At 37.8% G+C, this 12747-nt stretch carries 6 protein-coding genes; all 6 read left to right on the forward strand.

Annotated elements, in window-relative coordinates; translation table 11 throughout:
* The first annotated feature begins 35 nt into the window (after positions 1-35).
* Complete coding sequence (locus ACODST_RS24335) at positions 36-1520, forward strand: alpha-L-fucosidase (protein ID WP_488934692.1); 1485 nt, start codon at positions 36-38, stop codon at positions 1518-1520.
* Between the two features lie 11 nt (positions 1521-1531).
* Positions 1532-3772 carry a GH92 family glycosyl hydrolase gene (locus tag ACODST_RS24340; protein ID WP_488934693.1) on the forward strand — a complete coding sequence of 747 codons (2241 nt, stop codon included), beginning with the start codon at positions 1532-1534 and terminating at the stop codon, positions 3770-3772.
* 12 nt (positions 3773-3784) lie between these two features.
* Entirely contained in the window at positions 3785-6445 is a 2661-nt protein-coding gene (locus ACODST_RS24345) for a glycoside hydrolase family 3 protein (RefSeq protein ID WP_488934694.1), read from the forward strand.
* A 263-nt stretch (positions 6446-6708) separates the two neighbouring features.
* A complete protein-coding gene (locus ACODST_RS24350; RefSeq protein ID WP_488934695.1) occupies positions 6709-9795 on the forward strand; it encodes a SusC/RagA family TonB-linked outer membrane protein in 3087 nt (1028 codons plus the stop codon).
* Positions 9796-9814: 19 nt separating this feature from the next.
* Positions 9815-11413, forward strand: a complete 1599-nt coding sequence (locus tag ACODST_RS24355; RefSeq protein WP_488934696.1) for a SusD/RagB family nutrient-binding outer membrane lipoprotein — start codon at positions 9815-9817, stop codon at positions 11411-11413.
* Positions 11414-11498: 85 nt separating this feature from the next.
* Positions 11499-12548 carry a sialidase family protein gene (locus ACODST_RS24360; protein WP_488934697.1) on the forward strand — a complete coding sequence of 350 codons (1050 nt, stop codon included), beginning with the start codon at positions 11499-11501 and terminating at the stop codon, positions 12546-12548.
* The last annotated feature ends 199 nt before the right edge of the window (positions 12549-12747 follow it).

Below are 12747 nucleotides of genomic sequence, written 5' to 3' on the forward strand. Positions count from 1 at the left end.
AAACAAAGAATAATAAATTATAAATTAGAGTAAAGATGAAAAAAGGAATATTCATGATCGCCCTTTTATTTTCAGTACAAATGTTCTCTCAGGCCATTTACGAAGATGAAAGATATGTACCAGAAACAGACCCGGCAGTATTAAAAAACTTAGACGAATGGCAAGGCAAAAAATTTGGTCTGCTTATGCACTGGGGAACCTACAGCCAATGGGGAATTGTAGAATCCTGGTCAATCTGTCCGGAAGATTATGGATGGTGCGAACGTAAAAAAGGAAGTAACCCGTCTAATTATAATGATTATATAAAAGACTACGAAGGATTAAGAAAAACATTTAATCCGGTAAAATTTGATCCTGCAAAATGGGCTAAAGCGGCTAAATATGCGGGAATGAAATACATGGTTTTTACCACCAAACACCATGACGGTTTCAATATGTATGATACTAAATATTCTGATTATAAGATCACCAGCAAAGATGTTCCTTTTCATACTAATCCTAAAGCTGATGTTTTAAAAGAAATTTTCAACTCTTTCAGAGGAGAAGGTATTTCAACCGGAGCGTATTTCTCTAAACCGGACTGGCATAACGAAAACTACTGGGATCCTTATTTTCCTCCATTCGACAGAAACGTAAACTACGATCCGTCATTATATCCGGAAAAATGGCAGAAATATGTTGATTTCACGCACAACCAAATCTTAGAAATCTTAACGAACTACGGTAAAGTTGATATTTTATGGTTAGATGGTGGATGGGTTAGAAAAAGAGACCAGGTGAACATCAAAGAAAACTACGACGAGAAATTTACAGAAAACGAATCCAAAAACGGTTTCATCAAACACAGAGTAGTAGATCAGGATCCAAAAATGGATGAATTGGTAATCAAAGCCCGTCAAAAACAACCAGGTTTAATTGTGGTTGACAGAGCGGTTCACGGTAAAAACCAAAACTACTTAACTCCGGAAGGACGTGTTCCTGCTAAAACCCTGCCTTATCCTTGGGAATCCTGTATTCCTGCCGGCGGCGGATGGTCTTATTCTCCAGGTGCTGAATATATGACGGGCAGACAAGGTATTCACATGTTAGTTGATATTGTGGCTAAAGGTGGAAACTTATTATTAAACGTTGCACCAAGCCCGGAAGGAGAATGGGATAAAGGGGCTTACGATTTATTGCAGGCTTACGGCGACTGGATGAAAGTAAACAGCACAGCGATTTACAATACAAAACCAATTGAACCTTACAAAGAAGAAAATATTTGTTTTACACAAAATAAGGCAGGAAATGTATTTGCTTTTTATTTAGCTAAAGAAGGAGAAGATAAAATTCCTGCTGAAGTTACCGTAAAAGCGATCAGCCCTAAAAAAGGAACAAAAATTACAATGTTAGGTTCTAAAACTTCTTTAAAATGGACCAAAGAAGGAAACGGATTTAAAGTAGTAATTCCGGAAAGCTTAAGAAACAATCTTCCGGCTAAAGAAGCCTGGACTTTAAAAATCGAAGCGATCAACAGATAAAAATGAAACCTATGGTTTTAAATACAAATAAATTTAAAACAGCATGTATTTTTTACATGCTGTTTTTTAGCATTACCATTTTTGCACAGGAACCTGCCGATTTTGTAAATCCGTTTATTGGAACTTCCAATTATGGTGCAGCTTTTCCGGGACCAATTGCGCCGCGCGGCATGGCAAGTATCAGTCCGTTTAATGTGGCGGGAGTAAAAAATACTCCAATGGAAAAAGACAGCCAGTGGCTTTCGAATCCGTATGTCAATGAGAACAAATTTTTGACAGGATTTAGTCAGGTAAATTTAAGCGGAGTGGGCTGTCCGGAATTGGGCGTTATTTTATTAATGCCAACAACCGGAAATGTAGAAATCGATCATTTAAAATACGGTTCCACTTATTCTAACGAAGTGGCAAAAGCAGCGTATTACAGCGTAAACATCGATAAGTACAAAGTAAAAGGCGAGTTTACAGCTTCAAAACGAGTTGGGATTAGCAGATTCACTTTCCCGAAAGGGCAATCCAATGTTTTATTGAATCTTGGAGTTGGATTAACGAATGAAGAAGGCGCGATGATAAAAGTCGTGTCGCCTACAGAAATTGAAGGAATGCGCTCAGTTGGATCCTTTTGTTACAACAGTCCGGAAGATGCTTACCCGGTTTATTTTGTGGCTCAGTTTTCTAAACCTGCCAATAAATTCGGAGTTTGGAAAAAAACGGCGAAATACAACGGTGTCGAAGCACAATGGATGGGCTACAACGGAAAAGCCAGAATGATGGATAATACCATCAAAACCGTTGTGGGGGATAGTATTGGAAGTTATTTTACCTATAAATTCGATAAACAGGAAACGGTTGAAGTGAAGATCGGAATTTCGTACGTAAGTATCGAAAATGCCCGTGAAAACCTGGCAAAAGAAGTGGGGAACAGATCTTTTGACGCAATTTACAAAGAAACCTATAACGAATGGAACGAAGAACTTTCTAAAATTTTGGTTGAAGGCGGTTCAAAAGAGGACAATACGATTTTCTACACGGCTTTATACCATACGTTAATTCACCCAAATACTTTAAATGATATTAACGGAGAATATCCGGTAATCAAAAGAACTAAAATTGCTAAAACCAAAGATACTCGTTATACCGTATTTTCTTTGTGGGACACGTACAGAAATGTTCATCCGTTAATGTCTTTGGTGTATCCAAAACAGCAATCGGATATGGTAAAAAGTATGCTGGATATGTTCGATGAAAACGGCTGGTTACCAAAATGGGAATTGAATTCGACGGAGACTTTTACCATGGTGGGGGATCCTGCAAGTATAGTAATTACAGATACTTACATGAGAGGGATTCGTGATTTTGATGTTAGTAAAGCCTATTACGCGATGTTGAAAGGCGCTGATCAGGTTGAAAATAATCCGCTTCGCCCGGGATTGAAAGATTATATCAAAAAAGGATATTTAACAACCGATAACAAAGGTCCGGTTTCGACGACACAGGAATACAATATTTCAGATTATTCTATTTCGCTTATGGCCAACGAATTCGGGGATAAAGCCAATGTAAAACGCTTTAAAGAACGTTCTTTATCTTACAGAAAGTTATTCGATAAAAATTTAAATCTGCTTCGTCCAAGAACAGCTGACGGAAAATGGTACGAGCCTTTTGATCCAAATTCAGGAGCCAATTTTGAAGAAAACGTTGGTTTTATCGAAGGAAATGCCTGGCAGTATAATTTCATGGTTCCGCATGATATTGTTGGTTTGAAAAAATTAATGGGCGGAGATCAGGCATTTTCAGCGCAGCTGCAGAAAATTTTCGACAGTAAACAATTTGATATGGCAAACGAACCAGATATTGCCAATCCGTATTTATTCAATTATGTGAAAGGTGAAGAATACAAAGCTCAGGATATGGTAAAGAAACTGGTTCAGGAATATTTCAAAAATGAACCAAAAGGATTACCGGGCAATGACGATACCGGAACAATGTCGGCCTGGTTAGTGTATTCGATGATGGGAATTTACCCAATATCGCCGGGAGATCCAATTTACACCATTACAACGCCAATGTTTCACAGAGTGACGATCAAATTAGATCCTGTATATTATAAAAAAGAAAGCATCATCATTGAAAGACAAGAAAATAATGGTGGAAAAATCAATTCGATTGAGCTAAACGGAAAATCATTTAATACTTTTTTTATTTCGCACGAAGATTTTGTGAATGGAACTAAACTTAAAGTGATTCAAAACTAAACACACACAACTATGTTACAATTAAGAATGAGAAAAACGGCCATTATTTTTGTAATGGCTGTTGGTTTTTTTAACCAGACCCATGCCCAGAAAAAGTATCCGTATCAGGATCCGAAAGTTCCTGTAGAAGATAGAGTAAAAGACTTGTTAAGCCGTATGACGCTTGAAGAAAAAGTACGTCAGATGGATATGTACAGAGGCGATTTTTTTAAAGAGAAAGAAGATTTTGCTAAAGGTAAATCAGCTGAAAAAATTGGAAAATTAGGAATCGGAGCCATTCATGATTTGTATCCGCGTTCGGCGAAAATGATCAATGATTTGCAGACCAACGTAATCAAAGGAAACCGTTGGGGAATTCCTGCCTTGATTATGTGTGAAATGCTTCACGGGTATTTAGACGAAGGAAGTACCGCGTTCCCAATGAATATTGGTCTTGGTGCAACCTGGGATATTGCTACAATGGACAAAGTGGGTAAAGTTATTGGTATGGAAGCCAGAGCACACGGAGTTCATTTTGGTTTTGGACCCAACTTAGATTTAGGACGCGAACCAAGATGGGGACGTGTTGCTGAAACTTTTGGTGAGGATGCTTATTTGAACAGTGAAATTGGTCTGGCTTTTATTAAAGGAATGCAGGGAGATGATTTAAAATCAGATCGTTCCATTATTGCAGAGCCAAAGCACTTCGCAGTTCACGGTATTCCGCAGGCGGGAGGAAACTCTTCGCCAATTTTGGTTGGAGAACGTTCTGCTAGAGAAGATCATTTGCCATCATTCGAAAAAGCATTCAGAAAAGGAGGAGCTTTAGGAACGATGTGTGCTTATTCTGAGTTAGACGGAATTCCTTGCGCTGCCAATCACTGGTTATTGACAGATGTTTTAAGAAAAGAATGGGGTTTTAAAGGACTTGTAGTTTCAGATTTAGGAGCTATTAAATATATCCAAACCACTCACAAAGTGGCTGATTCTCCAAAAGATGCTATCAGAGAAGCGGTTTCAGCGGGTGTTGATATGCAATTCTATGATTTTTCAAACGAGTTCTGGCAGAGTACTGTTATTGAATTGGTAAATGAAAAGAAACTGACAATGGAAAACATTGACCGTGCGGCGGGAGCAGTTTTACGTTTGAAATTCCTATTAGGATTATTTGAAAATCCGTACACAGAAAAAAATCTGATTAAAGAGCGTTTTCATACTCCGGAAAATCAAGCTGTCGCTTTAGAAGCAGCTCAAAAATCGATGGTTTTGTTGAAAAATGACAACAATACTTTGCCTTTAAGTAAAAGCCTGAAAAATATTGCGGTTATCGGACCAAATGCAAATGCTTCAAGACTGGGAGGTTATGCTCCAAAAAACAGTGTCGGGATGACCGTTTACGAAGGAGTTAAGGAGTTAGTTGGAAAAACAGCTAATGTAGTTTACGAAGAAGGAGTTCCGCTGATCGTAAAAGGACAGATCATTCCATCTAAATATTTATTTACTCCGGACGAATCTCAAAACGGATTAAAAGGAGAATATTTCAATAACAGAAATCTGGAAGGAACTCCGGCATTGACCCGTATTGACAGTCAATTAGAGTTTGACTGGCCTTGGGCTCCTGGAGATGGTGTGAATGTGGATGATTTTTCTATCAGATGGACAGGATTCTTAAAATCAGATCAAGCATTGGATGGCTGGTTAGGTTTAAGTTCTGACGACGGAATCAGAATGTATATTGATGATCAATTGGTTATCGACAACTGGACAAAAGGAGCAACAAGCATGGTTACAACTCCTAAAAACATTGAAAAAGGTAAAAAATACAAAGTCCGCATTGAAATGTGGGAAGGAGGCTGGGGAGCCAGAGCTCATTTCCGTTGGAATTTAGAAAAAGTAAACCTACAGCCGGCAATCGATGCTGCCAAAAAAGCAGATGTTGCGATTGTAGTTTTAGGAGAATCTAATGAATTGGTAGAAGAAAACAGAGATGTGGCTTCTTTAGATTTATTTGGCATTCAGCAGCAATTAATCGAAGAGATTCACAAAACAGGAACTCCGGTAGTTTGTGTATTATTAAACGGTCGTCCGCTTTCTACCAACTGGATTGCAGAAAACATTCCTGCGGTTCTTGAAGGTTGGTTTCCAGGTGAATTAGGAGGTAGAGCAGTGGCTGATGTTTTATTTGGAGATTATAATCCAGGCGGAAGATTGCCAATCACGGTTCCAAAATCAGTTGGGCAGTTACCTATATATTATAACCAAAAGCCATCTGCAATCCATAAATATGTTGCAGAAAGCGAGCATCCATTATATTCATTTGGTTACGGATTAAGCTATACGAAATTTGCCTATTCAAACCTTAAAATCAGCTCTTCGTCGATAAAACCGAATGGTGAGCTAAAAGTTTCGGTTGATGTTAAAAACGTAGGAGACAGAGATGGAGACGAAGTGGTACAATTATATATTAATGATGTATACAGCAGTACTACAACTCCTGAAAAAACCTTGAAAGGATTTAAAAGGTTAAACATCAAAAAGGGAGAAGTTAAAAATGTTGAATTTACACTTACACCGGATGAGTTATCTATCTGGAACAGAGAAATGAAGCGTGTAGTGGAGCCGGGAGATTTTGAAGTAATGGTAGGCGGAAATTCGACCGATTTACTGAAAACAAATTTTAAGGTTCTGAACTAATTTCGGTAAAATCAAACATTATTTTTAGCGATTAACATGATTAAAAAAGAATGCTGTTAAAGAAACGGTAAAACGCTTCGATTTATTCAATGCGAGCCCAGTAAATAAAGAGGATTAAGATTACAATTTAAAACGTTTTCGTACCCTAAAAAGATAAATGTATGACGAACACCTTTTCAAAATTGTCATTTGTCGAAATTATATTCTGTTAACAAAATGTATTCTTAAGTTTAACATGTTATTAACTCAAAAAACAACTAAATATGATCAAGGACGTACTAAAATTACTGTTAGTGATCTGCTTATTTGGATTCCAAAGTATGCAGGCACAAACTACAGTAAAAGGAACGATAACAGATGCTCAAAGCGGAATTCCGATCCCGGGGGCAAACGTTATTGTTAAAGGAACAAAAACAAGTACATCATCAGATTTTGATGGTAAGTACACGATTACAGTTCCAAATCAATCAGCAGTTTTGGTTTTCTCTTATGTTGGTTCAGCTTCAAAAGAAGTAACCGTAGGAACCCAGACTACTATTAATGCAGCTTTAGGGGCAGCTACACAACAATTAGGAGAGGTAGTAGTAACTGCTCTTGGTATTAAAAGAGAGAAAAAAGCCATTACGTATTCAGCTCAGAACGTTTCTGTAGATGAACTTTCAGAAGCAAGATCATTAAACGTTGCCAACTCACTTTCAGGAAAAGTTGCAGGTCTTAACTTCTCTACTACTTCAAACGGGGTTGGTTCATCTTCAAGAATTACTTTAAGAGGTAACCGTTCGCTTAACGGGAACAACCAGCCATTATATGTAGTAGATGGTGTGCCAATTAGTAATGGTACAACGACAACTAACCCGGACATCGACACAGGAGGTACAACACAGCCAGACGGTATTTCAAACATTAACCCTGAAGATATTGCTTCGATGACAGTTCTTAAAGGACCATCTGCAGCAGCTCTTTACGGATCAAGAGCTTCGAATGGTGTTATCGTAATTACAACAAAATCAGGTAAAGCAGGAAAAACATCTGTTTCGTTGTCTTCAAACTTCATGGCATCTTCTGCTTATAACCTTATGAACTTACAAAACGAGTATGGTCAGGGAACAAACGGAAATTATGTAGCCAATTCAAGCTCAAGCTGGGGAGGAAGATTAGACGGAAGACAGGTTTCAAACTGGCAGTTAGTTCGTAATCCTAATTATGCAGGACCGGCTACTCAAAGTTATTCTCCACAGCCAAACAACGTAATTGATTTTTACAAAACAGGTTACAACTTAGCAAACACTTTAAGTGTTACAGCTGGTAACGAAAAAGCACAGGGTTATTTCTCTTACACTAACACACGTGCTGAAGGTATTGTTGGCGGTAACGCAATGGACAGACACAATCTTAATTTAAGATTGACCAGTAAAATCTCTGACAAATTATCTTTAGATGTTAAAACAAACTACATCGTTCAGGATATCGATAACTTATTAAGAACAGGTGAGGAGTCTATTGGTACATCTGCTTATTTATTACCTCGTAGTATCGCTTATAACGATTACAAAAACTTCGAATATATTGATGCTGCAGGACAAAGACAGGTAAACTATTTCCTTGACGAAACAGGTTCTCCTGGAGGAAACCCATTCTGGTCAGCTTTAAGAGACGATGCCCGTACAGATAAAAGAAACAGATTTATTGGTTTAGCTTCCCTTAAATATGAGTTTACAAAAACATTAAGCTTACAAGGTAGAGCTGGTTTAGACCAAATGACTAATAAAAACGTAAGAAACAGATATGCTACCAATGCATTTAACAGCAACATGGGATCATACAGTGAATCTTATGAAACAGTAAGCGAATTTAATGCTGACGTATTGCTTTCTTACAGCGAAAAATTTGGAGATTTCTCTGTTGGACTTAATGGTGGTGCAAACGTATTGCAGCAAAATAGTTCAGCTTTAAATTCAGGCGGTGTTTTAAGTAAAAGAAACTACTTTGCATTATCTAATGTACAGACAGTTCAGTCTACTTCTACAGCTTCAGAAAAAAGAATTAACTCTATTTATGCATTCGGACAACTTGGTTTCAGAAACTACTTATTCTTAGATGTAACAGCTAGAAATGACTGGTCTTCTACATTACCAACAGATTATTTCTACCCGTCTTTTGGTCTTTCTGCAGTGGTTTCAGATATGGTAACATTACCAGAGGTAATCAGTTTTGCTAAAGTAAGAGCTTCTTACGCACAGGTTGGTAACGATACAGATCCTTATCAGACTCAGCAGAGATTTTCATATATCGGTGGAAACGGCGGTATGTTATACGGACAAAGCACAAAAGCAAATCCAAACTTAAAACCGGAGATTTCTTCTTCTACAGAGTTTGGTGCTGACGTAAGATTCTTTAATAACCGTTTAGGTTTAGATTTTACATACTTTAATACTTTAACTGACAATCAGATTTTCTATATCAATACTCCTGAAGCTTCTTCTTATTCAAGAGCTATCGTAAACGGTGGAGATATTGAAAATAAAGGTATCGAGCTTACCCTTACAGCAACTCCTATCCAGACAGAGAATTTTAGCTGGGATATTACAGCGAACTATGCTTCTTATAAATCTAAAGTAAAATCTATTTATGGAGGAAGAGAAGAATTAGTATTAGGTGAAGGACGTTTAGTAAGAAGTAAAGTAGTAGTAGGCGGAGAATACGGAGATTTATATATCAAAGGATTCCAGAGAGATCCAAACGGAAACATCATTGTAAGCAGTGCAGGTATTCCTTTAGCAACAAACGGTTTTGACGTTCGTGCCGGAAACTTTAACCCGGACTGGACAGGTGGTTTCAGAAACAGCTTTAAATACAAAGATTTCTCTTTAAGCTTCTTAGTTGACTTTAGAATTGGTGGTGAAGTAATTTCATACACTCAGGCAAGACAAGCTGGTTTAGGGGTTAGCGACATTACTTTAGCAGGAAGAGAAGGCGGAATTGTTGTTGATGGTGTGGTTTCTAACGGAAACGGAACTTACTCTCCAAATACAACAAGTATTACAGCTGAACAATACTGGACAGCTATCGGACAAAGAACTCCTATTGCAGAACCATTTATCTATGATGCTACAAACATCAGATTAAGAGAGCTTGTATTTGGTTATTCATTACCAAAACGTTTATTAGGCAGTTCAGGATTTTCAAGTATCGATTTCTCATTAGTGGGAAGAAATTTATTCTTCTTCGTGAACAAAGCGAAATACTTTGATCCGGAAGCAGGAGCAGGTACAGGAAACCTTCAGGGTATAGAATCTTTCAACATTCCTTCAACGAGAGATTACGGGGTAAATGTTAAATTTGGATTTTAATTAAATAAAGAGAGACATCATGAAATATAGTTTTAAAATAAAAACATTAGGAGTTGCGTTAATGGCGGTTTCGATTTTATCAAGCTGCACCAGTGACTTCAATGATATAAACAAAGATCCTAATTCATTGACAGAGGATCAGTTAGATGCTACTCTGGCAGGGCCTTCATTTGCGTCGGCACTTTATGCAGGTATTCATAACGGTTCTTATTCATCACCTGGAGTTGATGATCAGGGAACCTGGGGTATTGCTACCGGAATTTTATCTTCTACTTTTATCCACTATTTAAATTGTGGTTATGGTACAGAAAGAAATGCTTTCGTAAACGGTTATGAAGGACGTGGATGGACAAGGTTTTACACCGTTGCGGTTCCGGCTTTAAACAATGCGATTAAAGCTTCTGAAGGGAATGCCGAAGCTTTGGCAGTTCTTAAAATCTGGAAAGTGTTCATGTACAACCAAATGGTTGATGCTTACGGACCAATTCCTTACACTGAAGCAGGTAACGGTCAGGAAAAAGTGGCTTATGACAGTGTTGAATCTATCTACGAAGATTTCTTCAAATTATTAGATGAAGCAAATGCTACTTTAAAATCTACTTCGGTAACTTCTGTAGCTTCTTTGCAGCCAAATGACAGAGTATACTCAGGAAGTGTAGACAAATGGAGAATTTTTGGAAACAGTATGAGATTACGTCTGGCTTTAAGAATTTCTGATAAAGAACCAGCAAAAGCAAAAACTCAGGCAGAAGCAGCTGTAGCGGCAGGAGTAATGCAGACTAATGATCAGAGTGCTTTTTTCAAAGCGAGCAATATTACGCCAAACAACTTAAATATGATCGTAAACAGCTGGGGTTATGTAATGACCGCTTCTATGGAAAGTATTTTAGTTGGATATAAAGATCCTCGTTTAGAAAAATGGTTTGCCCCTCTTGATGCAGAAGCAGCAACTAAAGTATACAGAGGTAACCCTGTTGGAGGTTTAGAAGATCAGTTTGGAACAACTAAATTCTCTGCTTTTAACAATGATGTTTTAGGAAATGGTGCTGCTAACAACCTTAGCGAAACTAAAAACATCGAAATCTTTATGGCTTCTGAAAACTATTTAAGCAGAGCTGAAGGAGCTTTGAATGGATGGAACATGGGAGGAACTGCTCAGACTTTGTATGAAACTGGTATCAGATTATCTTTGGCACAATGGGGAATCACAGATGCAGCAGAAGTTAACGCTTATATTGCAGGAACAACTCTTCCTACTCTGCCAAACATCTTAACAGTTTATCCAACTTTAGATTTACAGGATATCCCGGTTAAGTTACCAGTAGCCTGGTCTACAACAGTGGCTAGTCAGCGTACACAAATTGCAGTACAAAAGTATTTAGCTATTTTCCCGGAATCATGGGAAGCATGGGCTGACTTAAGAAGAAGTGATGCAAAAGTGATTTATCCGCCGCTTAACACGGATAATAATGACGCCGGAGTTGGAAAAACTTTAATGAAGAGAATTATCTATACTACAAACGAGTATTCTTCAAACAGAGATGCAGTTGTAGATGGTATTTCAAAATTAGGCGGTCCTGATACCGGAGGAACAAAACTTTGGTGGGATACTAAATAATACAAGTAAAGAAAACGAGATTCGTTACTTATAAATGAGAAAAAGGAGAGGTAACTCTCCTTTTCTTTTATATAAAAATCAGATTATGAATTTAAAAAAATATGTTTCGGCTATTTTGCTGGTTTCTGTTTTCTTTTCCTGTAAATCAGTAAAAAATGAAGTACAGGCGGTAAACATTACACAAAATTATATTGCCGAAAATCCGGTTACGGCTGCCAGTCATGCTTCAACATTAGTCGAACTGGAACCGGACAACATTATGGCCGCCTGGTTTGGCGGAAAGTATGAAGGGGCAAAAGATGTAGGGATTTATGTTTCCTCCTATAAAAACCAAAAATGGTCTGCACCAAAAGAATTAATCAAACCTTTAATTAAAGAAGGCGATACCCTGCCTTGCTGGAATCCTGTTTTATTTAAAAGCAAAAAACAGAATTTATATTTGTTTTATAAAGTGGGTAAAAATCCAAGAGAATGGTTTGGCGCTATGATGGTTTCCAAAGATAACGGAAATACCTGGAGCGAATCTAAATACCTGCCAAAAGGAATTTTAGGCCCTATCCGGAACAAACCCATTGAAACTGCTCCGGGCATTATTTTATGCGGCAGCAGCACCGAAAGTATCGACGATAATAAATGGAGGGTTTTTATAGAAACCTATAATGAAAATACCGACAGCTGGACGATTGCCGACATCAACGATAAGAAAAATTTTGATATTATCCAGCCTACATTTTTAGTACATTCTGATCAAGAGATTCAGATTTTATCCAGAAGCCGTCATAACAAACTCATTTCGTCCTGGTCTGAAGACGGTGGAAAAACCTGGCAGAAAACTGATCGTAGTAAAGTGGTAAACTCCAATTCCGGGGTCGATGCGGTGACCTTATCGCCTAATTCCTTTTTATTGGTAAACAACCCGCTGAAAATGGGAAAAGACTGGTTTAACGGCAGAAATGTTCTCGATGTCGAATATTCCAAAGACGGGGTAAACTGGATCAGGCTGTTTGATCTTGAAAATCAGAAAGAAGGCGAATTCAGTTATCCGGCCATTATTCAGACTGCCGATAAAAAAGTTCATATCTTGTATACCTATAACCGAAAGTTTATTAAGCATACAACCTTTGAATTAAAATAAGAGTATCGAACACGGATATAACAGATTCGCTATGCGAAGACACGGATTATAACGGATTTTAATTTTTGATAAATCTGCGTTCATCAGCGTTTTCGCGAAGCGAATCCGTAAAATCCGTGTCTCATTTTAGAATACAGGAATACGATTAATATGAAATTTTTACAGGACCTCAGCTTTGTCTGGTTTTTGTTTTTTTGAT

The sequence above is a fragment of the Flavobacterium sp. FG19 genome (genome assembly GCF_057809475.1).